This is a genomic window from Enterobacter ludwigii (genome assembly GCA_023023105.1).
Taxonomy (GTDB): domain Bacteria; phylum Pseudomonadota; class Gammaproteobacteria; order Enterobacterales; family Enterobacteriaceae; genus Enterobacter; species Enterobacter adelaidei.
The window spans coordinates 4633835-4660581 of the sequence record CP083824.1 but is presented as its reverse complement, the minus strand read 5'-3'; the positions used below and the strand labels follow the sequence as shown (position 1 = coordinate 4660581).

General features: G+C 52.3%; 19 protein-coding genes, 2 tRNA genes and 3 rRNA genes. 18 read left to right on the top strand and 6 right to left on the bottom strand.

Going from position 1 to position 26747, the window contains the following annotated elements:
• Positions 1-208: 208 nt before the first annotated feature.
• From kup to rbsR, 7 genes are all read left to right on the top strand, one after another.
• Complete coding sequence (gene kup, locus LCD46_22550) at positions 209-2077, top strand: low affinity potassium transporter Kup (protein ID UOY70740.1); 1869 nt, start codon at positions 209-211, stop codon at positions 2075-2077.
• A gap of 196 nt (positions 2078-2273) precedes the next feature.
• Positions 2274-2693, top strand: a complete 420-nt coding sequence (rbsD, locus tag LCD46_22545) for a D-ribose pyranase (GenBank protein UOY70739.1) — start codon at positions 2274-2276, stop codon at positions 2691-2693.
• 7 nt (positions 2694-2700) lie between these two features.
• Positions 2701-4206 (top strand): ribose ABC transporter ATP-binding protein RbsA, encoded by a 1506-nt coding sequence (gene rbsA / locus LCD46_22540; GenBank protein ID UOY73038.1) that lies wholly within the window; start codon positions 2701-2703, stop codon positions 4204-4206.
• 4 nt (positions 4207-4210) lie between these two features.
• On the top strand, positions 4211-5176 hold the full coding sequence (gene rbsC / locus LCD46_22535) for a ribose ABC transporter permease (GenBank protein UOY70738.1): 966 nt from the start codon (positions 4211-4213) through the stop codon (positions 5174-5176).
• A 27-nt stretch (positions 5177-5203) separates the two neighbouring features.
• Positions 5204-6094, top strand: a complete 891-nt coding sequence (gene rbsB / locus LCD46_22530; GenBank protein ID UOY70737.1) for a ribose ABC transporter substrate-binding protein RbsB — start codon at positions 5204-5206, stop codon at positions 6092-6094.
• A 106-nt stretch (positions 6095-6200) separates the two neighbouring features.
• Positions 6201-7130 (top strand): ribokinase, encoded by a 930-nt coding sequence (gene rbsK / locus LCD46_22525; protein UOY73037.1) that lies wholly within the window; start codon positions 6201-6203, stop codon positions 7128-7130.
• 3 nt (positions 7131-7133) lie between these two features.
• Positions 7134-8126 (top strand): ribose operon transcriptional repressor RbsR, encoded by a 993-nt coding sequence (rbsR, locus tag LCD46_22520; protein UOY70736.1) that lies wholly within the window; start codon positions 7134-7136, stop codon positions 8124-8126.
• Here rbsR and mdtD read toward each other — a convergent pair.
• Positions 8092-9525 (bottom strand): multidrug transporter subunit MdtD, encoded by a 1434-nt coding sequence (gene mdtD / locus LCD46_22515; protein UOY70735.1) that lies wholly within the window; start codon positions 9523-9525, stop codon positions 8092-8094. The genes rbsR and mdtD overlap by 35 nt on opposite strands.
• Complete coding sequence (locus LCD46_22510) at positions 9522-10229, bottom strand: FadR family transcriptional regulator (GenBank protein UOY70734.1); 708 nt, start codon at positions 10227-10229, stop codon at positions 9522-9524. The genes mdtD and LCD46_22510 overlap by 4 nt, the downstream gene beginning before the upstream one ends.
• 455 nt (positions 10230-10684) lie before the next feature.
• On the opposite strand from LCD46_22510, the gene LCD46_22505 reads away from it, so the two are divergent.
• From LCD46_22505 to rrf, 5 genes are all read left to right on the top strand, one after another.
• Positions 10685-12224: ribosomal RNA gene (locus LCD46_22505) — 16S ribosomal RNA — on the top strand.
• Positions 12225-12293: 69 nt separating this feature from the next.
• Positions 12294-12370: transfer RNA gene (locus LCD46_22500), tRNA-Ile, on the top strand.
• 42 nt (positions 12371-12412) lie between these two features.
• Positions 12413-12488 (top strand) — tRNA-Ala (locus LCD46_22495).
• A 180-nt stretch (positions 12489-12668) separates the two neighbouring features.
• A 23S ribosomal RNA gene (locus LCD46_22490) occupies positions 12669-15574 on the top strand.
• A 72-nt stretch (positions 15575-15646) separates the two neighbouring features.
• Positions 15647-15762: ribosomal RNA gene (gene rrf, locus LCD46_22485) — 5S ribosomal RNA — on the top strand.
• Together the 16S, 23S and 5S rRNA genes with 2 tRNA genes alongside form the textbook arrangement of a ribosomal RNA operon.
• Before the next feature lie 86 nt (positions 15763-15848).
• Here rrf and mobB read toward each other — a convergent pair.
• Together mobB and mobA are read right to left on the bottom strand one after the other, a co-directional pair.
• Positions 15849-16352, bottom strand: a complete 504-nt coding sequence (mobB, locus tag LCD46_22480) for a molybdopterin-guanine dinucleotide biosynthesis protein B (protein ID UOY73036.1) — start codon at positions 16350-16352, stop codon at positions 15849-15851.
• Positions 16352-16933 (bottom strand): molybdenum cofactor guanylyltransferase MobA, encoded by a 582-nt coding sequence (gene mobA / locus LCD46_22475; GenBank protein ID UOY70733.1) that lies wholly within the window; start codon positions 16931-16933, stop codon positions 16352-16354. The genes mobB and mobA overlap by 1 nt, the downstream gene beginning before the upstream one ends.
• Positions 16934-17001: 68 nt before the next feature.
• Here mobA and LCD46_22470 point away from each other — a divergent pair, with 68 nt between their 5' ends.
• From LCD46_22470 to dsbA, 3 genes are all read left to right on the top strand, one after another.
• Entirely contained in the window at positions 17002-17271 is a 270-nt protein-coding gene (locus tag LCD46_22470) for a YihD family protein (protein ID UOY70732.1), read from the top strand.
• Between the two features lie 75 nt (positions 17272-17346).
• Positions 17347-18333 carry a serine/threonine protein kinase gene (locus LCD46_22465; GenBank protein UOY70731.1) on the top strand — a complete coding sequence of 329 codons (987 nt, stop codon included), beginning with the start codon at positions 17347-17349 and terminating at the stop codon, positions 18331-18333.
• A gap of 27 nt (positions 18334-18360) precedes the next feature.
• The gene (gene dsbA / locus LCD46_22460) at positions 18361-18984 is read left to right on the top strand and encodes a thiol:disulfide interchange protein DsbA (protein ID UOY70730.1); all 624 of its coding nucleotides are present in this window, start codon (positions 18361-18363) and stop codon (positions 18982-18984) included.
• Between the two features lie 23 nt (positions 18985-19007).
• Here the strand turns inward: dsbA and LCD46_22455 are convergent, their stop codons facing one another.
• Entirely contained in the window at positions 19008-19916 is a 909-nt protein-coding gene (locus LCD46_22455; protein ID UOY70729.1) for an acyltransferase, read from the bottom strand.
• Between the two features lie 440 nt (positions 19917-20356).
• Here LCD46_22455 and polA point away from each other — a divergent pair, with 440 nt between their 5' ends.
• A complete protein-coding gene (gene polA / locus LCD46_22450) occupies positions 20357-23149 on the top strand; it encodes a DNA polymerase I (GenBank protein UOY70728.1) in 2793 nt (930 codons plus the stop codon).
• 310 nt (positions 23150-23459) lie between these two features.
• On the opposite strand, the gene yihA is transcribed toward polA, so the two are convergent.
• Positions 23460-24089, bottom strand: coding sequence for a ribosome biogenesis GTP-binding protein YihA/YsxC (yihA, locus tag LCD46_22445; protein ID UOY70727.1), 630 nt, complete (start codon positions 24087-24089; stop codon positions 23460-23462).
• 577 nt (positions 24090-24666) lie between these two features.
• Between yihA and yihI the strand changes: the two genes are divergently transcribed.
• Positions 24667-25182 carry a Der GTPase-activating protein YihI gene (yihI, locus tag LCD46_22440; GenBank protein UOY70726.1) on the top strand — a complete coding sequence of 172 codons (516 nt, stop codon included), beginning with the start codon at positions 24667-24669 and terminating at the stop codon, positions 25180-25182.
• Between the two features lie 188 nt (positions 25183-25370).
• Entirely contained in the window at positions 25371-26744 is a 1374-nt protein-coding gene (gene hemN / locus LCD46_22435) for an oxygen-independent coproporphyrinogen III oxidase (GenBank protein ID UOY70725.1), read from the top strand.
• Positions 26745-26747: the final 3 nt, after the last annotated feature.

Below are 26747 nucleotides of genomic sequence, written 5' to 3'. Positions count from 1 at the left end.
CTTTCGCCGTCGTGGCGGCCAATTGAAGCGAGTATAGACGTTTCAGCCAGGGCTGGTAATAGACTGAAGTGCGGCGCAATTTTCTTTGCGCTACATTAATGCGGTTGCATTTAGGGGTACGATTTTGCAACGAATCAGGCATACTGTGCGCTTTTTGTGGACCAAGGGACCAGGAACACATTTGTTATTTAAACGAAAAGACTAGTCTATGAGCACTGATAATAAGCAATCATTACCCGCAATTACGCTTGCGGCGATCGGGGTTGTCTACGGTGATATCGGCACCAGCCCGCTTTATACGCTTCGTGAATGTCTGTCCGGCCAGTTTGGCTTTGGTGTTGAACGCGATGCCGTATTTGGCTTCCTGTCCCTCATCTTCTGGCTGCTGATCCTGGTAGTTTCTGTTAAATATCTCTCCTTTGTTATGCGCGCTGATAACGCAGGCGAAGGCGGTATCCTGACCCTGATGTCCCTTGCCGGGCGTAACACGTCAGCCAGAATGACGTCGGTGCTGGTCATCATCGGCCTGATTGGCGGCAGTTTCTTCTATGGGGAAGTCGTCATCACGCCTGCTATCTCAGTGCTTTCGGCGATAGAGGGGCTGGAGATTATTGCCCCGCAGCTTGATTCCTGGGTTGTTCCTCTGGCCATTATTGTCCTGACGCTGCTGTTTATGATCCAGAAGCACGGTACCGGGCTGGTGGGGAAACTGTTCGCGCCGATTATGCTGGCCTGGTTCCTGATCCTGGCGGCGCTTGGTTTACGCAGCATTATTGCTAACCCGGAAGTGCTGCAAGCGCTAAACCCCTACTGGGCCGTGAATTTCTTCCTCGAATACAAAGTGGTTTCCTTCGTGGCGCTGGGGGCGGTTGTGCTCTCCATCACCGGCGTTGAAGCGCTGTATGCTGACATGGGACACTTCGGGAAACTGCCTATCCGCGTGGCCTGGTTTATTGTGGTACTGCCGTCTCTGGTGCTGAACTACTTCGGCCAGGGCGCGCTGTTGCTCAAAAATCCGGAAGCGATAAAGAACCCATTCTTCCTGCTGGCCCCTGACTGGGCACTGGTACCGATGCTGATTCTGGCGACGCTGGCGACCGTCATTGCCTCTCAGGCGGTGATTTCAGGCGTGTTTTCTCTGACGCGCCAGGCCGTGCGTCTGGGGTATCTCTCACCTATGCGCATCATCCATACCTCAGAGATGGAGTCGGGCCAGATCTACATTCCGTTCGTTAACTGGCTGCTCTATTTCGCTGTGGTGATCGTCATCGTCAGCTTCGAGCATTCCAGCAACCTGGCGGCGGCGTACGGTATTGCGGTCACCGGTACCATGGTACTGACGTCGATCCTCTCCACAACGGTCGCGTACCGAAACTGGCACTGGAATAAATTCCTCGTGGCGATGATTCTGGTGGGCTTCCTGTGTATCGACGTGCCGCTGTTCTCCGCGAACCTCGACAAGATTGTTTCCGGTGGCTGGCTACCGCTGACGCTGGGTCTGGTGATGTTTATTGTCATGACCACATGGAAAAGCGAGCGCTTCCGTCTGCTGCGTCGTATGCACGAACACGGGAATTCTCTGGAGGCGATGATTGCGTCGCTGGAGAAATCCCCGCCAGTGCGTGTACCGGGAACTGCGGTGTACATGTCTCGTGCCTTGAACGTGATCCCGTTTGCGTTGATGCATAATCTTAAGCACAACAAGGTATTGCACGAGCGTGTGATTCTGCTGACGTTGCGCACCGAAGATGCACCGTATGTTCACAATGTGCGTCGTGTTCAGATTGAGCAATTGTCGCCTACCTTCTGGCGCGTGGTGGCAAGCTACGGCTGGCGTGAAACGCCAAACGTGGAAGAGGTCTTCCACCGCTGCGGCCTGGAAGGGCTGAGCTGCCGGATGATGGAGACGTCATTCTTCATGTCACACGAGTCACTGATTATTGGCAAGCGTCCGTGGTATCTGCGCCTGCGCGGCAAGTTGTACCTTATCCTGCAACGTAACGCCCTGCGTGCGCCTGACCAGTTTGAGATCCCGCCTAACCGAGTGATTGAGCTGGGTACACAGGTCGAGATTTAAGCCTGCATTAAATGCCGGGTGGCGTTGCGCTTACCCGGCTTACAAACCCCCCTGCCTACCCACCATAATTGTCTCTACATTTCACTTAGCGAAACGTTTCGACGTCGATCACAAATCTGTTACGTCATGGTGGTTTTCTGAACACCGTTGAGACTAAACTGATTTTAGCGAAACGTTTCGCTAGTGGAGCAAGAAAATGAAGAAAGGCACTGTACTCAACTCAGAAATCTCGTCGGTTATTTCCCGTCTTGGGCATACCGATACGCTGGTGGTTTGCGATGCAGGCTTACCGGTTCCGCGTAGCACAACCCGTATTGATATGGCGTTAACGCAGGGTGTTCCTTCGTTTATGCAGGTACTGGAAGTCGTGACGGCGGAGATGCAGGTTGAGGCGGCCATTCTCGCGGCGGAAATCAAACAACATAATCCGCAACTCCACGAAACGTTGCTCAGCCATATTGAGCAACTGCAACAACACCAGGGAAACACCATAGAAATTCGTTACACAACGCACGAGCAGTTCAAACAACAAACCGCAGACAGTCAGGCGGTGATTCGCAGCGGGGAGTGTTCCCCGTATGCGAATATCATTCTCTGTGCTGGCGTCACCTTCTGAGGCCATCATGGACGCATTACTGCAACTCAAAGGGATCGATAAGTCGTTCCCGGGCGTAAAAGCCCTCTCCGGTGCGGCGCTGAACGTCTACCCCGGGCGCGTGATGGCGCTGGTGGGCGAAAACGGCGCTGGCAAATCCACCATGATGAAAGTGCTGACCGGTATCTACCAACGTGATGCCGGTTCACTCGTCTGGCTGGGTAAAGAGACCACCTTCAATGGCCCGAAATCCTCTCAGGAAGCGGGTATCGGTATTATTCACCAGGAGCTGAACCTGATCCCGCAGCTGACCATTGCGGAGAATATCTTCCTGGGCCGCGAGTTCGTAAACCGGTTCGGCAAAATCGACTGGAAAACCATGTATGCCGAAGCGGATAAGCTGCTGGCGAAGCTGAACCTGCGCTTTAAGAGCGACCGACTGGTGGGTGAACTTTCCATTGGCGATCAGCAGATGGTGGAAATCGCGAAAGTGCTGAGTTTTGAGTCGAAGGTCATCATTATGGATGAACCGACTGACGCCCTGACCGATACCGAAACCGAATCCCTGTTCCGCGTTATCCGCGAGCTGAAATCGCAGGGGCGCGGGATTGTCTATATCTCTCACCGCATGAAAGAGATCTTCGAAATCTGCGATGACGTCACCGTTTTCCGCGACGGACAGTTTATTGCCGAGCGCGAAGTCGCCACGCTGACCGAAGATACGCTCATCGAAATGATGGTGGGACGTAAGCTCGAAGATCAATACCCGCATCTGGATAAAGCGCCGGGTGAGATCCGCCTGAAGGTGGACAACCTCTGCGGTCCAGGTGTGAACGATGTGACCTTTACCCTGCGTCAGGGGGAAATCCTCGGTGTGGCGGGGCTGATGGGCGCTGGGCGTACCGAGCTGATGAAAGTGTTGTACGGCGCACTGCCGCGCACCAGCGGTTATGTCACCCTCGACGGTCATGAAGTGGTCACCCGCTCTCCGCAAGATGGTCTGGCGAATGGCATTGTCTATATTTCTGAAGACCGTAAGCGCGATGGCTTAGTGCTGGGCATGTCGGTGAAAGAGAACATGTCGCTTACCGCACTGCGCTATTTCAGTCACAGCGGCGGTACGCTGAAACACAAAGACGAACAGCAGGCGGTCAGCGATTTTATCCGTCTGTTTAACGTCAAAACACCGTCGATGGAGCAGGCAATTGGCCTGTTGTCCGGTGGTAATCAGCAGAAGGTGGCGATTGCGCGTGGTCTGATGACGCGCCCGAAAGTGCTAATCCTCGATGAACCCACCCGCGGTGTGGATGTCGGCGCGAAGAAAGAGATCTATCAGCTGATTAACCAGTTCAAGGCCGACGGTCTGAGCATCATTCTGGTCTCTTCCGAGATGCCAGAAGTATTAGGCATGAGCGATCGCATTATCGTCATGCATGAAGGGCATCTCGGCGGTGAATTCACTCGCGAGCAGGCCACCCAGGAAGTTCTGATGGCTGCCGCTGTGGGCAAGCTTAATCGCGTGAATCAGGAGTAAGAAGATGACTACCCAGGCTGTTTCTGGTCGCCGTTATTTCACAAAGGCATGGCTGATGGAACAAAAATCGCTGATTGCCCTGCTGGTGCTGATCGCGATTGTGTCGACCATGAGTCCGAACTTTTTCACCGTTAATAACCTGTTCAATATCCTTCAGCAGACTTCTGTAAACGCCATTATGGCGGTCGGGATGACGCTGGTGATTTTGACCTCAGGGATCGATCTGTCCGTTGGTTCCCTGCTGGCGCTCACCGGTGCGATCGCCGCTTCCCTTGTTGGTGTTGAGGTTAACGCGCTGGTGGCCGTGGCTGCAGCGCTGGCTGCTGGGGCGGCAATCGGTGCCGTGACCGGCGTGATTGTGGCGAAAGGGCGTGTTCAGGCGTTCATCGCGACGCTGGTGATGATGCTGTTGCTGCGCGGTGTGACCATGGTTTACACCAACGGCAGCCCGGTGAACACCGGCTTTACCGATAACGCCGATCTGTTTGGCTGGTTCGGTATCGGCCGCCCGCTGGGTATTCCGACCCCGGTCTGGATCATGGCTATCGTCTTCCTGGCGGCGTGGTACATGCTGCATCACACCCGTCTGGGTCGTTATATCTATGCGCTGGGCGGTAACGAAGCGGCAACGCGTTTGTCCGGGATTAGCGTCAATAAAGTTAAAATTATCGTTTATTCCCTGTGCGGCTTGCTGGCTTCTCTGGCAGGCATCATCGAAGTGGCGCGCCTCTCCTCCGCGCAGCCAACGGCGGGCACGGGTTATGAGCTGGATGCCATTGCGGCAGTGGTTCTGGGCGGTACGAGTCTTGCGGGTGGTAAAGGTCGCATTGTTGGGACATTGATCGGCGCACTGATTCTCGGTTTCCTGAATAATGGTTTGAATTTGTTAGGTGTTTCCTCCTATTACCAGATGATCGTTAAGGCAGTGGTGATTTTGCTGGCGGTACTGGTAGACAACAAAAAACAGTAACTGACGACACTACAGGACATCTTAGATATGAACATGAAAAAACTGGCTACCCTGGTTTCTGCTGTCGCGCTGAGCGCAACCGTAAGTGCTAACGCTATGGCGAAAGACACCATCGCGCTGGTTATCTCCACGCTGAACAACCCGTTCTTCGTCTCTCTGAAGGATGGCGCGCAGAAAGAAGCGGACAAACTGGGCTACAACCTGGTGGTGCTGGATTCCCAGAACAACCCGGCGAAAGAGCTGGCTAACGTTCAGGACTTAACCGTTCGTGGTACCAAAATTCTGCTGATCAACCCAACTGATTCTGATGCCGTAGGTAATGCCGTTAAAATGGCAAACCAGGTGAAGATCCCGGTGATCACCCTGGACCGTCAGGCCTCTAAAGGTGACGTGGTCAGCCACATTGCGTCTGATAACGTGCTGGGCGGTAAAATCGCGGGTGATTACATCGCGAAGAAAGCCGGTGAAGGCGCGAAAGTTATCGAATTACAGGGTATCGCGGGTACCTCTGCTGCCCGTGAACGTGGCGAAGGCTTCCAGCAGGCCGTTGCTGCACACAAATTTAACGTCCTGGCCAGCCAGCCTGCCGATTTCGACCGTACTAAAGGTCTGAACGTGATGCAGAACCTGCTGACCGCACATCCTGACGTGCAGGCAGTATTCGCGCAGAACGACGAAATGGCACTGGGTGCGCTGCGTGCCCTGCAGACTGCAGGTAAATCTGATGTGATGGTTGTCGGATTTGACGGTACGCCGGATGGTGAAAAAGCAGTAAACGATGGCAAACTGGCTGCGACCATCGCTCAGTTGCCGGAGCAGATTGGCGCGACTGGCGTTGAAACTGCCGACAAAGTGCTGAAGGGCGAAAAAGTTCAGGCCAAATACCCTGTTGACCTGAAACTGGTCATCAAGCAGTAAAAGGCGAATCAGGCAGCCAGCGGCTGCCTGAGGGACACCAATAAAGAAAAGTGTGGCATACGCCACCGGGTAACACCGGTGGCGCTCTCAGATGGACAACCCAACCATGAAAACCGCAGGCAACCTCGTCGTCCTTGGCAGTATCAATGCCGATCACATTCTTAACCTTGAATCATTCCCTACACCGGGCGAAACGGTCACGGGTAACCAGTATCAGGTGGCATTTGGCGGTAAAGGTGCAAACCAGGCCGTCGCCGCCGGTCGCAGTGGGGCGAATATTGCGTTTATCGCCTGCACGGGTGATGACGATACCGGTGAGCGCGTACGCAAACAGCTGGCGAGCGATAATATCGATATCGCACCGGTCAGCGTGGTTGCAGGGGAATCTACCGGCGTGGCGCTGATTTTCGTCAACGCAGAAGGTGAGAATGTCATCGGTATTCATGCTGGTGCCAACGCTGCTCTGACAACGGAGCGCGTAGAAGCGCAACGTGAGATCATTGCGAATGCCGAAGCGTTGCTGATGCAACTGGAGTCACCGGTTGAAAGCGTGCTGGCCGCCGCCAAAATTGCGCATGAAAATCATACCACTGTCGTACTTAATCCCGCTCCTGCCCGTGTATTATCAGACGAGCTGCTGGCGCTGGTGGACATCATTACGCCAAACGAAACCGAAGCGGAAAAGCTGACGGGCATTCATGTCGAAAATGATGACGATGCCGCGCGAGCTGCACGTGCATTGCATGATAAAGGCATCGGTACCGTGATTATCACCCTTGGTAGCCGTGGGGTGTGGGCAAGCGTCAATGGCGAAGGCCGTCGAGTGCCGGGCTTTAAGGTGAAAGCGATTGACACCATCGCTGCTGGAGACACCTTCAATGGTGCGCTGGTGACCGCGCTACTGGAAGGCAAGCGAATGGATGATGCGATCCGTTTTGCACATGCTGCTGCCGCGATTGCCGTGACGCGCAAAGGGGCCCAGCCTTCCGTTCCGTGGCGTAAAGAGATCGATGAATTCTTAAGTCAGCAGGGGTAACGCTTGGCAACAATGAAAGATGTCGCCCGCATGGCGGGTGTTTCTACCTCGACGGTCTCTCACGTTATAAACAACGATCGCTTCGTCAGCGAGGCGATTCGGGAGAAAGTCGAAGCTGCGGTAAAAGAACTCAACTATGCGCCATCTGCACTGGCGCGTAGTCTTAAGCTCAACCAGACGCGCACTATTGGTATGCTGATTACGGCCAGTACCAACCCTTTCTATTCTGAGCTTGTGCGAGGTGTAGAGCGTAGTTGCTTCGAGCGTGGCTACAGCCTGGTGCTGTGCAATACCGAAGGTGACGAGCAGAGAATGAACCGCAACCTGGAGACGCTGATGCAAAAACGCGTCGACGGGCTACTGCTGCTCTGTACCGAAACACACCAGCCCTCGAAAGAGATTATCCAGCGTTATCCCTCTATTCCCACGGTGATGATGGACTGGGCACCGTTCGACGGTACCAGCGATCTGATTCAGGATAACTCCCTGCTGGGGGGCGACATGGCCACCCAGTATCTGATCGATAAAGGTTACACCCGCATTGCCTGTATTACCGGTCCGCTGGATAAAACCCCGGCGCGTTTGCGTCTGGAAGGGTATCTCTCTGCTATGGCCCGGGCGGGGCTTTCTGTGCCAGAAGGCGACCGTATTACCGGTGATTTTGAGTTTCACGGTGGCTTTGAAGCGATGCAGACCTTGCTGGCGCAGCCGCAGCGTCCGCAGGCCGTCTTTATCGGCAACGATGCCATGGCATTTGGCGCCTATCAGGCGTTATATCAGGCAGGCTTGCGCGTTCCGGATGATATGGCGGTAATTGGTTACGATGATATCGAACTGGCTAGCTACATGACCCCACCGCTGACCACGATTCATCAGCCGAAGGATGAACTGGGCGAGCTGGCCATCGATGTGTTGATCCACCGTATGGCGCAGCCCACGCTGCAACAGCAACGCCTGCAGCTTACTCCTGTTCTGATGGAACGCGGTTCGGCTTAGACTTTGCTTTATGGCGTTCTTTGATCAGGTTGCGGCCGTCTTTCGGTTTTAACAGCATAAAGACCAGCGCTGAAACGACGGTGAGAACGCCCATCGTGATAAACGTATAGTGAAATTGCTCGACGGTATTCGTGCTGTCAAAACCTTCATAAAACCGCAGTACCGCCGCACTTACGGCCACCCCAAGACTGATCGACAGCTGTTGCGTCACCGCCAGCACGCTGTTGCCGCTGCTGGCGTTCTCGTCCGTCAGATCTGCCAGCGTGATGGTATTCATCGACGTAAACTGCGTTGACATCGCCATGCCCAGCACAAATAACGGCAGGATCAACATCCATACGGGAAGGGCGGCGGATTGCAGAGAGAACTGCGCAATCATCAGACCGATAAAGACCGTTACGCCAACCAGCGTCTTACGATAGCCAAACCAGCGCAGCACCTGTGTAACCGTTGATTTTGCCAGAATCGAGCCCATTGCCGTGGGCGCCATCATGCAGCCAGCAATCAGTGCCGGGTAGCCGAAACCGACCTGCAGCATCAATGGCATCAGAAACGGTACGCAACCCGTCCCCAGACGTGACGCAATGTTGCCTGCAATCCCTACGGAAAACGTTCGGGTGTTAAAGAGTCCGAGTGAGATTAACGGTGTCGGGTGACGGCGCGCGTGACGTATATAAAGAAGGAACAGCAGAATACCGCTGAGGATGACGGAGAGCGCAATCCATGTTGCTACGATCTTCTCACCAAACAGTTCCATCCCGCTTGAGAAGAGCACCAGGCTCAGTCCAAACAGGAAAAAGCCTCCCATGTCGAAGCTGCGTCTTGGCGTGGTGAAGTTCGGCATATATTTGCGGGCATACAGCAGCCCGGCAACGCCAATAGGAATATTAATCAGGAAGATCCAGTGCCAGCTTGCCCAGGTGACAAACACACCACCTAGTACCGGGCCAAGTATCGGGCCAACCAGGCCTGGCATGGTGACGAAGTTGAGCACGGGAAGCAGTTCGCTTCGAGGATAGGCTCGCAGCAAGGCAAGGCGTGCCACGGGCATCATCATCGCTCCGCCAATACCTTGTAATACGCGGAAGATAACCAGCTCCGTTAAGGATGAGGAGAGCGCACAAGCCAGCGAGCCGAGCGTAAAGAGCGTTACGGCCAACATGAAAACTCTGCGGGTGCCGAAGCGGTCGGCCAGCCAGCCGCTGACCGGAATTAACATCGCGACCGTCAGGGTGTAGCTAATGATGGCGGACTGCATCGCCAGCGGGGAGCGGTTAAGGCTTTGCGCAATAGCGGGAAGCGCTGTGTTGAGGATGGTGGCATCCAGTGCCTGCATAAAAAACGCCATGGCTGCAATCCACGGCAATCCGGCCATGCTGCGCGCTTTTTTCTTTGTCATTTATTTACCTGCTGGTGGGTTGGCGCGGCCAGCAATGCCTGGCACGCACTCAGGGCTCGCTGCCCGTCGCTTTCCTGAATGGCATCCACTATCGCCTGATGCAAATCCAGTTTAACCACTTCGTCTTGTGTAATAGAGGTAAAGTAAGTGTGGTACACCGAATGAAATAAAGAAGCAAAAGAGGTGAGGAACGGATTGGCACTCATCATATAGATATGTTCATGCCAGGCCATATCGACCTCAACCCAGCGTTCCCGGTTGAAGTGCTTTTTCAGGAACACCATCTCTTCCATTAACGCGTTGAGCTGTGCTTTCTGTTCTGCCGTTCCAAGCGTGGCGGCAAGCAGGCACGCCTGTGGTTCAAGACTGCTGCGCATCACCAGAAAGTGATCGACAACCTGATGAAAGTTATCTTCCGTCATCCACCAGGAGAGCAGCTCCTGATCGAGAAAATTCCAGTTACTCTGTGGCATGACACGTGTGCCGATGCGGGGACGTGGAAGCACCATACCTTTTGCCGTTAGGGTTTTCACCGCTTCACGAACTGCTGTACGACTCACTCCAAACTGCTCACCCAGCTCCATTTCACCCGGCAGGATGCTGCCTGGGGCATATTTACCCGCTAAAATCCGCTGAGCCAGCTTCTCTGCCAGCACATACGACAGGTTTTTTTGGGCGGCCAGCTGTTGTGCGCTTAATGGCATCGCTTTTATTCCTTAAAGATTCATGCTGATAATTATGCCACCTCGAGTGTGATTGTGGTTGCAGATACATCAAATAGAACAATTTGTAGCTTGATTTCATCGCTGTTGGTGAAAAAAGACACGGATGAAAACTTTTTTTAAATTTCCTCTTGTCACGTCGGAATAACTCCCTATAATGCGCCTCCACTGACACGGAACAACGGCACACACGCCGCCGGGTCAGCAGAGAAAAGCAAAATAAACGCTTGACTCTGTAGCGGGAAAGCGTAATATGCACACCCCGCGCCGCAGCGAAAACGAAGCGGCACTGCTCTTTAACAATTTATCAGACAATCTGTGTGGGCACTCAAAGTGACATGGATTCTTAATGTCTTCGGACACTAAATGAATACCAAGTCTCAACGAGTGAACACGTAATTCATTACGAAGTTTAATTCATTGAGCATCAAACTTTTAAATTGAAGAGTTTGATCATGGCTCAGATTGAACGCTGGCGGCAGGCCTAACACATGCAAGTCGAGCGGTAGCACAGAGAGCTTGCTCTCGGGTGACGAGCGGCGGACGGGTGAGTAATGTCTGGGAAACTGCCTGATGGAGGGGGATAACTACTGGAAACGGTAGCTAATACCGCATAACGTCGCAAGACCAAAGAGGGGGACCTTCGGGCCTCTTGCCATCAGATGTGCCCAGATGGGATTAGCTAGTAGGTGGGGTAACGGCTCACCTAGGCGACGATCCCTAGCTGGTCTGAGAGGATGACCAGCCACACTGGAACTGAGACACGGTCCAGACTCCTACGGGAGGCAGCAGTGGGGAATATTGCACAATGGGCGCAAGCCTGATGCAGCCATGCCGCGTGTATGAAGAAGGCCTTCGGGTTGTAAAGTACTTTCAGCGGGGAGGAAGGTGCTGAGGTTAATAACCTCAGCAATTGACGTTACCCGCAGAAGAAGCACCGGCTAACTCCGTGCCAGCAGCCGCGGTAATACGGAGGGTGCAAGCGTTAATCGGAATTACTGGGCGTAAAGCGCACGCAGGCGGTCTGTCAAGTCGGATGTGAAATCCCCGGGCTCAACCTGGGAACTGCATTCGAAACTGGCAGGCTAGAGTCTTGTAGAGGGGGGTAGAATTCCAGGTGTAGCGGTGAAATGCGTAGAGATCTGGAGGAATACCGGTGGCGAAGGCGGCCCCCTGGACAAAGACTGACGCTCAGGTGCGAAAGCGTGGGGAGCAAACAGGATTAGATACCCTGGTAGTCCACGCCGTAAACGATGTCGACTTGGAGGTTGTGCCCTTGAGGCGTGGCTTCCGGAGCTAACGCGTTAAGTCGACCGCCTGGGGAGTACGGCCGCAAGGTTAAAACTCAAATGAATTGACGGGGGCCCGCACAAGCGGTGGAGCATGTGGTTTAATTCGATGCAACGCGAAGAACCTTACCTACTCTTGACATCCAGAGAACTTTCCAGAGATGGATTGGTGCCTTCGGGAACTCTGAGACAGGTGCTGCATGGCTGTCGTCAGCTCGTGTTGTGAAATGTTGGGTTAAGTCCCGCAACGAGCGCAACCCTTATCCTTTGTTGCCAGCGGTCCGGCCGGGAACTCAAAGGAGACTGCCAGTGATAAACTGGAGGAAGGTGGGGATGACGTCAAGTCATCATGGCCCTTACGAGTAGGGCTACACACGTGCTACAATGGCGCATACAAAGAGAAGCGACCTCGCGAGAGCAAGCGGACCTCATAAAGTGCGTCGTAGTCCGGATTGGAGTCTGCAACTCGACTCCATGAAGTCGGAATCGCTAGTAATCGTAGATCAGAATGCTACGGTGAATACGTTCCCGGGCCTTGTACACACCGCCCGTCACACCATGGGAGTGGGTTGCAAAAGAAGTAGGTAGCTTAACCTTCGGGAGGGCGCTTACCACTTTGTGATTCATGACTGGGGTGAAGTCGTAACAAGGTAACCGTAGGGGAACCTGCGGTTGGATCACCTCCTTACCTTAAAGAACCTGCCTTTGTAGTGCTCACACAGATTGTCTGATGAAAAACAGCAGTAAAAATCTCTGCAGGCTTGTAGCTCAGGTGGTTAGAGCGCACCCCTGATAAGGGTGAGGTCGGTGGTTCAAGTCCACTCAGGCCTACCAAACTCCTTTTAAAGGATGAGCGGTACAGAGATTGCAAACGATGGGGCTATAGCTCAGCTGGGAGAGCGCCTGCTTTGCACGCAGGAGGTCTGCGGTTCGATCCCGCATAGCTCCACCATCCTTTACTGCGAACCCAAGAAAACTTCAGAGTGAACCTGAAAAGGTGCACTGCGAAGTTTTGCTCTTTAAAAATCTGGATCAAGCTGAAAATTGAAACGACACACATGTTATGTGTGTTCGAGTCTCTCAAATTTTCGCAAGTCGATGATGAATCGAAAGAAACATCTTCGGGTTGTGAGGTTAAGCGACTAAGCGTACACGGTGGATGCCCTGGCAGTCAGAGGCGATGAAGGACGTGCTAATCTGCGAAAAGCGCCGGCGAGGTGATATGAACCTTTGACCCGGCGATGTCCGAATGGGGAAACCCAGTGTGATTCGTCACACTATCGTTAACTGAATACATAGGTTAACGAGGCGAACCGGGGGAACTGAAACATCTAAGTACCCCGAGGAAAAGAAATCAACCGAGATTCCCCCAGTAGCGGCGAGCGAACGGGGAGCAGCCCAGAGTCTGAATCAGCTTGTGTGTTAGTGGAACGGTCTGGAAAGTCCGACGGTACAGGGTGATAGTCCCGTACACGAAAATGCACAGGCTGTGAACTCGAAGAGTAGGGCGGGACACGTGGTATCCTGTCTGAATATGGGGGGACCATCCTCCAAGGCTAAATACTCCTGACTGACCGATAGTGAACCAGTACCGTGAGGGAAAGGCGAAAAGAACCCCGGCGAGGGGAGTGAAAAAGAACCTGAAACCGTGTACGTACAAGCAGTGGGAGCACCTTCGTGGTGTGACTGCGTACCTTTTGTATAATGGGTCAGCGACTTATATTCTGTAGCAAGGTTAACCGTATAGGGGAGCCGAAGGGAAACCGAGTCTTAACTGGGCGTTAAGTTGCAGGGTATAGACCCGAAACCCGGTGATCTAGCCATGGGCAGGTTGAAGGTTGGGTAACACTAACTGGAGGACCGAACCGACTAATGTTGAAAAATTAGCGGATGACTTGTGGCTGGGGGTGAAAGGCCAATCAAACCGGGAGATAGCTGGTTCTCCCCGAAAGCTATTTAGGTAGCGCCTCGTGAACTCATCTTCGGGGGTAGAGCACTGTTTCGGCTAGGGGGCCATCCCGGCTTACCAACCCGATGCAAACTACGAATACCGAAGAATGTTATCACGGGAGACACACGGCGGGTGCTAACGTCCGTCGTGAAGAGGGAAACAACCCAGACCGCCAGCTAAGGTCCCAAAGTCATGGTTAAGTGGGAAACGATGTGGGAAGGCACAGACAGCCAGGATGTTGGCTTAGAAGCAGCCATCATTTAAAGAAAGCGTAATAGCTCACTGGTCGAGTCGGCCTGCGCGGAAGATGTAACGGGGCTAAACCATGCACCGAAGCTGCGGCAGCGACGCTTATGCGTTGTTGGGTAGGGGAGCGTTCTGTAAGCCGTTGAAGGTGTCCTGTGAGGGATGCTGGAGGTATCAGAAGTGCGAATGCTGACATAAGTAACGATAATGCGGGTGAAAAGCCCGCACGCCGGAAGACCAAGGGTTCCTGTCCAACGTTAATCGGGGCAGGGTGAGTCGACCCCTAAGGCGAGGCCGAAAGGCGTAGTCGATGGGAAACAGGTTAATATTCCTGTACTTGGTGTTACTGCGAAGGGGGGACGGAGAAGGCTATGTTAGCCGGGCGACGGTTGTCCCGGTTTAAGCATGTAGGCGGAGGTTCCAGGTAAATCCGGTACCTTATTAACGCTGAGGTGTGATGACGAGGCACTACGGTGCTGAAGTAACAAATGCCCTGCTTCCAGGAAAAGCCTCTAAGCATCAGGTAACATCAAATCGTACCCCAAACCGACACAGGTGGTCAGGTAGAGAATACCAAGGCGCTTGAGAGAACTCGGGTGAAGGAACTAGGCAAAATGGTGCCGTAACTTCGGGAGAAGGCACGCTGATATGTAGGTGAAGCCCCTGCGGGTGGAGCTGAAATCAGTCGAAGATACCAGCTGGCTGCAACTGTTTATTAAAAACACAGCACTGTGCAAACACGAAAGTGGACGTATACGGTGTGACGCCTGCCCGGTGCCGGAAGGTTAATTGATGGGGTTAGCGGTAACGCGAAGCTCTTGATCGAAGCCCCGGTAAACGGCGGCCGTAACTATAACGGTCCTAAGGTAGCGAAATTCCTTGTCGGGTAAGTTCCGACCTGCACGAATGGCGTAATGATGGCCAGGCTGTCTCCACCCGAGACTCAGTGAAATTGAACTCGCTGTGAAGATGCAGTGTACCCGCGGCAAGACGGAAAGACCCCGTGAACCTTTACTATAGCTTGACACTGAACACTGGTCCTTGATGTGTAGGATAGGTGGGAGGCTTTGAAGCGTGGACGCCAGTCTGCGTGGAGCCGCCCTTGAAATACCACCCTTTAATGGCTGGTGTTCTAACGTAGACCCGTAATCCGGGTTGCGGACAGTGTCTGGTGGGTAGTTTGACTGGGGCGGTCTCCTCCCAAAGAGTAACGGAGGAGCACGAAGGTTAGCTAATCCTGGTCGGACATCAGGAGGTTAGTGCAATGGCATAAGCTAGCTTGACTGCGAGAGTGACGGCTCGAGCAGGTGCGAAAGCAGGTCATAGTGATCCGGTGGTTCTGAATGGAAGGGCCATCGCTCAACGGATAAAAGGTACTCCGGGGATAACAGGCTGATACCGCCCAAGAGTTCATATCGACGGCGGTGTTTGGCACCTCGATGTCGGCTCATCACATCCTGGGGCTGAAGTAGGTCCCAAGGGTATGGCTGTTCGCCATTTAAAGTGGTACGCGAGCTGGGTTTAGAACGTCGTGAGACAGTTCGGTCCCTATCTGCCGTGGGCGCTGGAGAATTGAGGGGGGCTGCTCCTAGTACGAGAGGACCGGAGTGGACGCATCACTGGTGTTCGGGTTGTCATGCCAATGGCACTGCCCGGTAGCTAAATGCGGAAGAGATAAGTGCTGAAAGCATCTAAGCACGAAACTTGCCCCGAGATGAGTTCTCCCTGACTCCTTGAGAGTCCTGAAGGAACGTTGAAGACTACGACGTTGATAGGTCGGGTGTGTAAGCGCAGCGATGCGTTGAGCTAACCGATACTAATGAACCGTGAGGCTTAACCTTACAACGCCGAAGCTGTTTCGGCGAAGAGACAGACAATCAAATTTCAGCTCTGATACAGATTAACAGAATTTGCCTGGCGGCTTTAGCGCGGTGGTCCCACCTGACCCCATGCCGAACTCAGAAGTGAAACGCCGTAGCGCCGATGGTAGTGTGGGGTCTCCCCATGTGAGAGTAGGGAACTGCCAGGCATCAAACAAGTGAAGAGGCCATCCGGAAGGATGGCCTTTTTGCGTTTATATGCAAAAAAACAGGCGAAGTACCGCCCGGCAAGTCGTCAGATCGCACTCCGCTCCACAATAAACTCCGCAATCCCATCCACGTCATTTAAATCGAGCACCGGAACCTCAAGCGGCAACACAATATCACTGGCTACGGCAATCACATGCTCATCAAGCGTTAACTCGCTGACATCATGCCCGGCATCGCTTCGGAACAGCAGGATCTTAGGCACGGCCTCATGCTTAAAACCCTCAACCAGCACCAGATCCAGCGTGGAATGATCCATTCGACTGACGAGGTAAGCGAGATCCAGCGGTGCCTCATCTGGTGTTTCTGTCATCAGCGCCCAGCGCTGACTACTTGCTACCATCGTTTGCGCTGCACCCGCTTTACGCAACTCATAGCTGTCTTTGCCTGGTTTATCGACATCCGTATTATGGTGGGTATGCTTGATCAATCCTGGGCGTATACCTCTGACACAAAGGGCAGGTATGAGTTTTTTCAACAGCGTGGTTTTCCCGGTCCCACTCCAGGCGGAAATGGCCAGAACAGGTATCATCATTTCTCCTGCATCATCTGCAAATCTTCAGTTGTATTCACGTTCACAAACGCAGACTTCATATCACTGAAATCAATGGAATGGCCGCCAGACTGACGCATAAAGACCATCACCCTACGCTCTCCCGCCATCAGGTACTCCTGAAGAGCAGGTACTAATAATCTGTGCATCAACGCGATAGCAGGATGATCACGCTCACCGTCATGTACCCAGACCACGGGGGCTGCACCACGAAGTCGCACCAGACGCTCGACAAGACAGGACGGAATCAACGGGGTATCGCAAGGACAGAAAATAAACCACTCTCCGGGCGACTGCTGCATAACCGAAAGCATACCAGCCAGCGGTCCTGGGTAATTTGCCTGGTTATCCTGATAAACGGCGTAGCCGCTGCGCTGGTATGTCTCAATATGCCTGTTAGCACTGATGACCATTGTCGTCACCTGGCCTTTAAGCGCATCAGCGACACATTGCCACAAGGGTTTACCGTTCAAAAGCTGAAGCCCCTTATCTTTTCCCCCCATTCGCGTCGCTCTGCCACCCGCCAGAACGACCCCAGTGATTTCCTGGTTAAGATTCACGAATATCGCCTCTTTTATTGTGGGATTGACCCTGCTAACGTGTCACTCTAAATGAAAGGAGCACCACCATGAAATGTAAACGTCTTAATGAAGTCATTGAACTCCTCCAGCCAGCCTGGCAAAAAGAGCCAGAGCTGAATCTGATGCAATTTTTACAGAAACTGGCGAAAGAGTCAGGTTTTGACGGCGAACTGGCAGACCTTTCTGATGATATCCTGATCTACCATCTTAAAATGCGTGACTCAGCTAAAGATGCTGTTATTCCTGGTATTCAGAAAGATTATGAGGAAGATTTTAAAACCGCATTACTGCGCGCCAGAGGCGTAATTAAAGAGTAAAAGCTTGTAAGCGGCGGCACCGAAATCGCCACAAGATGATATCCTGAATCATTCGTATAATTTCCGGATGATCGGATGAACGACCAGGCTTTTACTTTCCAGACATTACACCCGGATACCATTATGGATGCCCTGTTTGAACAGGGTATCCGGGTGGATTCCGGGCTAACGCCGTTAAATAGCTACGAAAACCGCGTCTATCAATTTCAGGATGAGGAGCGTCAGCGCTTCGTCGTGAAGTTCTATCGCCCTAAACGTTGGTCAGCAGAACAAATTCAGGAAGAGCATCAATTTGCTCATGATCTGCTGGATGATGATGTACCTGTTGCCGCCCCGCTAAAATTCAATAACCAAACGCTCCTTATGCACGAAGGGTTCTACTACGCTGTCTTCCCAAGCCTGGGGGGTCGCCAGTTTGAAGCGGATAATATTGATCAAATGGAGTGGGTGGCCCGCTATCTGGGACGTATACATCAGACGGGACGTAAAAAATCTTTTATTGCTCGTCCGATTATCGGCATTCAGGAATACCTTCTTGAACCTCGCGAAGTATTCGAAACCTCTGCGCTGATCCCCACAGCGTTAAAGGATAGTTTCCTCAGCGCCACCGATAAACTTATTGGGGCAGTTAAAGCCAGCTGGCGCGATGATATTTCCGTCCTGCGTTTGCATGGTGATTGTCACGCAGGAAATATTCTCTGGCGTGATGGCCCGCTGTTTGTCGATCTCGATGATGCGCGTATGGGGCCTGCGGTTCAGGACCTGTGGATGCTGCTCAATGGCGACAAAGCCGAGCAACGCATGCAGCTTGAAACCATTATTGAAGCTTATGAAGAATTTAGCCCGTTTAATTCAGATGAAATTGTCTTGATTGAACCTTTACGCGCGATGCGTTTTGTTTATTATCTCGCATGGTTAATCAGGCGTTGGGATGATCCCGCGTTTCCTAGAAATTTCCCGTGGCTTACCGGAGAGGATTACTGGCGCAGCCAGATATCTACATTTACTGAGCAGGTTAAGGTTCTTCAGGAGCCCCCTCTGCAATTAACGCCGATGTATTAATTGGACACACCCAGGAGAAAGTTAATCATGAAAAAAATTTGGCTGGCGCTGGCAGGTATGATTCTGGCATTTAGCGCTTCTGCTGCGCAGTTTACCGACGGAAAACAGTACATCACGCTGGACAAGCCTGTTGCTGGCGAGCCACAGGTTCTGGAGTTCTTCTCGTTCTATTGCCCACACTGCTATCAGTTCGAGCAGGTCTTGCATGTTTCCGATAACGTGAAGAAAAAGCTGCCAGAAGGCACCAAAATGACTAAGTACCACGTTGAGTTCCTGGGTCCATTGGGTAAAGACCTGACTCAGGCGTGGGCAGTTGCTATCGCGCTGGGCGTGGAAGATAAGATCACTTCCCCAATGTTTGAAGGCGTACAGAAAACCCAGACCGTTCAGACCACTGCGGATATCCGTAAAGTATTCGTTGATGCGGGTGTGAAAGGTGAAGACTATGACGCGGCATGGAACAGCTTTGTCGTGAAATCTCTGGTGGCCCAGCAGGAAAAAGCTGCTGCCGACCTGCAGCTTCAGGGTGTTCCGGCGATGTTTGTTAATGGCAAGTATCAGCTGAACATGCAGGGCATGGACACCAGCAGCATGGATATCTTCGTACAGCAGTACGCAGATACTGTGAAATACCTGGTTGAGAAGAAGTAAGATTGTTGATGTAAAAACGCCGGTCACTGACCGGCGTTTTTGTATGAAGATTTAATGTTGTCTATCTGTTCGTCTTTCTCTTTCCAGAGAGTATTAAGCCATAACTGGAAACGACGTTTAAAATTCTTATCGTTAACGTAGTCACCGTGTAATTCGGCCTCGATCGGTACCAGATCAACACGTACAACAATGCGCGTCAGCTTGCCGCTGAGCATATCGAAGAACGGCGTTTTATCGTTTTCCGGGTAGCAGAGGGTAACGTTAAGTAATTTATCGAACTGAGCACCCAGCACGTTAAGCGCCATCGCAATACCTGCGGCTTTTGGCGGCAGCAGGTTCTGAAAAGGAGAACGTGTTTGTTGACGCTTCTCTTCAGTAAACCTGGAGCCTTCAACAAAGTTCACGATGGTTGTTGGGTGCGCGCGAAACTTTTCACAGGAACGGCGCGTGGTCTCCACGTCCTTACCGCGATGCTCCGGATGACGGATCAAATAGCTGCGCGAGTAGCGTTTCATAAACGGCATATCAAGCGCCCAGCAGGCCAGACCGATGAAAGGAACCCAGGCGAGCTGCTGTTTCAGGAAGTATTTGTTCATCGGGATGTGCTTACGGAAAAGCACACATAACACCACGATGTCAGCCCAACTGTGGTGATTGCAAATTAGCAGGTACCAGTTCTTTTTGTTGAGGCTCTCTAGCCCTTCAACATCCCACTTCAGTTGCGGATTCAGGTACAACAGGATCGCCAGCCCTTCACACCAGCAATACATCATGAAATTACAAAATGTGGACACGGCTCGCCACACCACAGGCACAGGCAGCAACAGTTTAATCATTCCTGCGACAATGATCGGCACAGAACAGGCGATAGTCACCAGAATCGTTAAAATAATGCTTAACAGTAATGTTATTGCAGCGAGCAATCTCGACATGGTTAGCTTTTTCAAATAGTTAGCTGTAATTGAGCGACCGGCTATTCGGCGCTGGGCGCTGATTTTACCAGAAAACAGATGAAGTAATGGCGCTTTCACACGGAGAGTTGGTGGCTTTTTCCCAACTGCAGAAGATTTCGCTACGCTTCTGCACGAATCAGGGCTTATATCCACATAGACTAAATTGTCATCAGTGGGTAATACAGATGAGATCTAACAAAATAACATTATGATAATTAAGATCTAAATTATATCTCGTATGTATTTTTTGCGTCTGTTATTCATATGAAGTGAAAATATACACAAACTTATCCACAGTTTGTTTTTTGCGAGAGATCTTCACGATCGTAAAATCTTTTCCTGTATCTGGCGCTAATAACTGATGTTTTCATCCTTCTGTGGCATCCTTTAGCCATAAATTGATTAAAGGCACGGACATTATGGTTCAGATCCCAGAAAACCCTCTTATTCTCGTCGACGGCTCTTCTTACCTGTATCGGGCGTATCATGCGTTTCCTCCTCTGACCAATAGCGCAGGGGAACCTACCGGCGCGATGTATGGCGTGCTTAACATGCTGCGCAGCCTGATACTCCAGTATCAGCCAACCCATGCGGCGGTGGTCTTTGATGCCAAAGGCAAAACCTTCCGCGACGAGTTGTTTGAGCATTACAAATCTCACCGTCCGCCAATGCCTGACGATCTGCGTGCGCAGATTGAGCCGCTGCACGCCATGGTGAAAGCGATGGGCCTGCCGCTGCTGGCGGTCTCTGGTGTTGAAGCCGATGACGTCATCGGCACGCTGGCGCGTGAAGCTGAAAAAATGGGCCGTCCGGTGCTGATCAGCACCGGTGATAAAGATATGGCGCAGCTGGTAACGCCAGGTATCACCCTGATTAACACCATGACCAACACCATTCTGGGGCCTGAAGAGGTTGTCACAAAATATGGCGTACCGCCTGAGCTGATTATCGACTTCCTCGCGTTGATGGGCGACTCGTCGGATAACATCCCAGGAGTCCCTGGTGTCGGTGAAAAAACGGCACAGGCGCTGCTTCAGGGGCTGGGCGGGCTGGATACGCTGTACGCGGAATCGGATAAAATCGCCGGGCTCTCCTTCCGTGGTGCAAAAACCATGGCCGGAAAACTTCAAGATAACAAAGAGGTGGCTTACCTCTCTTATAAGCTGGCAACGATTAAAACCGATGTCGAACTGGAACTGGGTTGTGAGCAACTGGAAGTGCAGCAGCCTTCTGCTGACGATCTGCTGAACTTGTTTAAGCAATACGAATTCAAGCGCTGGATCACCGACGTCGAAAGCGGCAAGTGGTTACAGGCAAAAGGGGCTAAGCCAGCAGCAAAACCGAAAGAGACGATAGTGGTTGATGCTGAAGAACAAGCCGAAGAAGAAGCCGTAACCTTGTCCTTCGACAACTACGAAACGATTCTTGAAGAGTCGCAGCTGATCGCCTGGATTGAGAAACTGAAAAAAGCGCCGGTCTTTGCCTTTGACACGGAAACCGACAGCCTCGACAACATCTCTGCCAATATGGTGGGCCTGTCATTTGCCACTGAACCGGGGATGGCGGCTTATGTCCCTGTTGCACACGATTACCTGGATGCGCCGGCGCAGATCTCCCGTGAACGCGTGCTTGAGCTGCTGAAGCCGATTCTGGAAGACGACAAGGCGCTCAAAGTCGGACAAAACCTGAAGTACGATCGCGGTATTCTGCAAAACTACGATATTGAGCTGCGCGGTATTGCATTCGACACCATGCTGGAATCCTACATTCTGGACAGTGTTGCAGGTCGCCATGATATGGATTCCTTATCAGACCGTTGGCTGAAACATAAAACCATCACTTTCGAAGAGATTGCCGGTAAAGGGAAAAATCAACTTACCTTCAACCAGATTGCACTCGAAGAGGCGGGTCGCTATGCGGCGGAAGACGCGGATGTCACCCTGCAATTGCACCTGAAGATGTGGCCAAAACTTCAGAAAGAAGCAGGGCCGCTGAACGTATTCCAGCATATTGAGATGCCACTGGTGCCTGTGCTTTCACGTATTGAGCGCAATGGCGTTAAAATCGATCCAACCGTATTGCATAACCACTCCGGGGAGCTCGCGCAGCGTCTGACCGAGCTTGAGCAAAAAGCGCATGAGCTTGCTGGAGAACCGTTTAACCTCTCGTCGCCGAAACAGCTACAAACCATCCTGTTTGAAAAGCAGGGCATCAAGCCGCTGAAGAAAACGCCTGGTGGTGCACCGTCGACGTCTGAAGAGGTGCTTGAAGAGCTGGCACTGGATTACCCCCTGCCAAAAGTGATTCTGGAGTATCGGGGTCTCGCGAAGCTGAAGTCCACTTACACTGATAAGCTCCCGCTGATGATCAACCCGAAAACGGGCCGTGTGCATACGTCGTATCATCAGGCTGTGGCGGCGACGGGTCGACTCTCTTCAACCGATCCAAACCTGCAGAACATTCCGGTACGTAATGAAGAAGGCCGCCGAATCCGTCAGGCTTTTATTGCTCCAGATGACTACCTGATCGTCTCTGCAGACTACTCGCAAATTGAGCTACGTATTATGGCGCATCTGTCCCGCGACAAAGGCTTGCTGACCGCGTTTGCCGAAGGGAAGGATATCCACCGTGCAACCGCGGCGGAAGTCTTCGGTTTGCCGCTGGATAGCGTAACCAACGAACAGCGCCGCAGTGCCAAAGCGATCAACTTTGGTTTGATCTACGGTATGAGCGCATTTGGTCTGTCGCGCCAGCTCAACATTCCACGCAAAGAGTCGCAGAAGTATATGGATCTCTACTTCGAGCGTTATCCGGGCGTGCTGGAATATATGGAACGTACCCGCGCACAGGCGAAAGAGAAAGGTTACGTCGAAACACTCGATGGCCGCCGTCTCTACTTACCGGACATCAAATCCAGCAATGCCGCGCGCCGCGCGGGTGCAGAACGTGCGGCAATCAACGCCCCTATGCAAGGTACCGCGGCGGACATCATTAAGCGTGCGATGATCGCCGTTGATGCCTGGCTGGAAAAAGAGAAGCCCCGCGTGAAAATGATCATGCAGGTTCACGATGAACTGGTATTCGAAGTGCACAAAGACGACCTCGACGCTGTATCGAAGAAGATCCACGAACTGATGGAAAGCAGCATGACACTCGATGTGCCGTTGCTGGTGGAAGTCGGAAGTGGTGAAAACTGGGATCAGGCTCACTAAAGGCTCTGCGAATAACGCGCTTTTTATGTAAGTTAGCAACATAACAAAGTGCGTTTTGTGACGATCATTAGAATTCCCTATGTAAATAATGAAAAAAAACTACAAAAAGTGCTTTTTCTGCAGCACAAAAAGGGGTAGAGTTATCGGCGTAGGGTACAGAGGTAAGATGTTCTATCTTTCAGACCTTTTACTTCACGTAATCGGATTTGGCTGAATATTTTAGCCGCCCCAGTCAGTAATGACTGGGGCGTTTTTTATTGCGGCAAAGAAAAAATCAGGCAAAAAAACGCGGACATCGCCGCGCTCGGTATTACTCTTCTTCCGCTTCCGTCGCGGGTTCCAGCTCGCTAAACCAGGTGTCGAGCTTCTGACGCAGTTTGTCCACGCCCTGCTTTTTCAGCGAGGAGAACGGCTCCACCTGCACATCGCCGTTGAAAGCCAGCACCGCTTCGCGAACCAAATTCACCTGCGCTTTACGCGCGCCGCTTGCCAGCTTGTCGGCTTTCGTCAGCAGTACCAGTACGGCAATATCGCTTGCTACAGCCCAGTCGATCATCTGCTGATCCAGATCTTTCAGGGGGTGACGGATATCCATCAGCACCACCAGGCCTTTCAGGCACATGCGTTTTTCCAGGTATTCACCCAGCGCACGCTGCCACTTGATTTTCATCTCTTCGGGGACCTGAGCGTAACCGTAGCCCGGTAAGTCGACCAGGCGTTTGCCCTCTGCGACTTCAAACAGGTTAATCAACTGGGTACGGCCAGGTGTTTTTGAGGTACGCGCCAGGCTTTTCTGATTTGTCAGCGTGTTCAGGGCGCTGGATTTCCCCGCATTGGAGCGGCCAGCAAATGCCACTTCAATACCGGTATCAGAAGGAAGGTGGCGAATATCGGGCGCACTGGTGACAAAATGCGTCTGTTGGTAGTTCCAGGTAGTCACGTGGTCGTCTCCAAAATCGTAATCTGAAGGGGATTATACCCGAATGCAGGCAAAAGGCTTTTCTGATTGCATAGGTCTGTAGGTGAAAGCCCCGGCCGTTGTGAGAGATCGGCTAATCATGCTTTGGGATATTTCAGAGAAATCGCAGGCGTCAAAAAAGCCAAACTGTTTTAAATCATTAGCTTATTTCCAGGTAATTATCTGAAAATCCCTTTTTGTACCGTTTCGTTGCTTGTTAGTTTAACGGAACAAGGTAAAGTGTGCGTCAGGGCGAGGAAGCCAACAGGATATCGACTTAAGGATTAGGGTCAGGAGCGCCAGGAGGCGAAGACGCAGGATTGTCAGGATGACCAGCGCCTGGAGGCGTTTTAACAGGAAATGGAACCGTATCACGGACGGTATAAGCCAAGGGATAAACAGGGTTTGTTGTTGGCAAACATGGAATGTCTGACCCGCTAAGGGTTGTGAGTCAGGAAAAAAGGCGACAGATTGCTCTGTCGCCTTTTTTCTTTGCTTGCTTTCTGCTAGATTTCGCCGCAATTCTATACTGAAGAAAACGACTTAAAGATAAAACATCATGAAAAAACCAACCTCCGCTGCGGGTGCTAAACGCCCTGCGAAAGCACGCCGCAAAACGCGCGAAGAACTGAACCAGGAAGCGCGCGACCGTAAACGCGACAAAAAGCATCGCGGTCATGCTGCGGGTAGCCGTGCAAACGGTGGTGGTACTGCGGGCGCTTCTGCAAAAGGTAAGCAGCAGAAAGATCCTCGTATCGGCAGTAAAACTCCCATTCCACTGGGCGTGACAGACACCCCGGTCACTAAGCAGCACAAACCAAAGAGCGAGAAACCTATGCTTTCACCGCAGGCTGAGCTGGATATGCTGGAGAACGATGAGCGCCTGGACGCGCTCCTGGAACGTCTTGAAGAGGGTGAAACCCTGACTGCTGAAGAGCAGTCATGGGTGGATGCCAAACTGGATCGTATTGATGAACTGATGCAGAAGCTGGGCCTGTCATACGACGATGACGAAGATGAAGAAGAAGACGAGAAACAGGAAGATATGATGCGTCTTCTGAAGGGCGGAAACTAACATTTGCACCCGGCAGGCACGATAGTCCTGCTTATAACCCTTCCGATTATATGTTATCTGGTGTGGTTATTCGTTAAACTACGGCGGTTGTCGCGGCGACAGAAGTGGCTGCGCACCCGAATGATGGCCCGCAACGGGGCCAGGTCGGGCCGCCGTGTACGAACGCGACACCAACGGAAGGAGTGAGCATGTCTGTACCAACTATCGACTGGGATTTGGCCCTAATCCAGAAATATAACTATTCCGGGCCGCGTTATACGTCATACCCCACCGCGCTGGAGTTCTCCGATACCTTCGGCGAGGGGGATTTTCAGCAGGCTGTCGCGCGCTATCCTGAGCGTCCGCTGTCGCTCTACGTCCATATTCCGTTCTGCCACAAGCTTTGCTACTTCTGCGGCTGCAATAAAATCGTTACCCGCCAGCAGCATAAAGCTGATCAGTATCTTGACGCGCTCGAACAAGAAATTGTCCATCGCGCGCCGCTGTTTAAAGACCGTCACGTTAGCCAGCTTCACTGGGGCGGCGGCACGCCAACCTATCTTAATAAAGCGCAAATTAGCCGCCTGATGAACCTGCTGCGCGGCAATTTCAGTTTTAACGCCGACGCTGAAATCTCGATCGAAGTCGATCCGCGTGAAATTGAACTGGATGTACTGGATCACTTACGCGCTGAAGGTTTTAACCGCCTGAGTATGGGCGTGCAAGATTTCAATAAAGAAGTACAGCGTCTGGTGAACCGTGAGCAGGACGAAGAGTTTATCTTCGCCTTGCTCAATCACGCGCGTGAGATTGGTTTCACCTCGACCAACATTGATCTGATTTACGGCCTGCCAAAGCAGACGCCGGAAAGTTTTGCCTTCACGCTGAAACGTGTGGCCGAACTCAGCCCGGACCGTCTGAGCGTCTTTAACTATGCGCATCTGCCGACGCTGTTTGCTGCCCAGCGCAAAATTAAAGATGCCGATCTCCCTTCTGCCCAACAGAAGCTGGATATTTTACAGGAAACTATTACTTCGCTGACCGCAACCGGTTATCAGTTCATTGGCATGGATCACTTTGCCCGTCCGGACGACGAACTGGCGATTGCTCAGCGCGAAGGGGTCCTGCACCGCAATTTCCAGGGCTACACCACCCAGGGCGATACCGATTTGCTGGGGATGGGCGTCTCTGCCATTAGCATGATTGGCGACTGCTATGCACAAAACCAGAAAGAGCTGAAGTCGTACTACCAGCAGGTTGATGACATCGGCAACGCGCTGTGGCGCGGCATTGCGTTAACGCGCGACGACTGTATTCGCCGTGATGTCATCAAGGCGCTTATCTGCAACTTCCGTCTCGATTTCAGCGACGTGGAAGCGCAGTGGGAGCTGAACTTCAGCGATTATTTTGCGGAAGACCTGAAGCTGATTGCACCGCTGGCGAAAGATGGGCTGGTGGATGTATCGGAGAGTATGATTGAGGTCACGCCGAAAGGGCGTCTGTTGATCCGTAATATTTGCATGTGCTTTGACGCGTATCTGCGTCAGAAAGCGCGTATGCAGCAGTTCTCGCGAGTGATTTAAGGC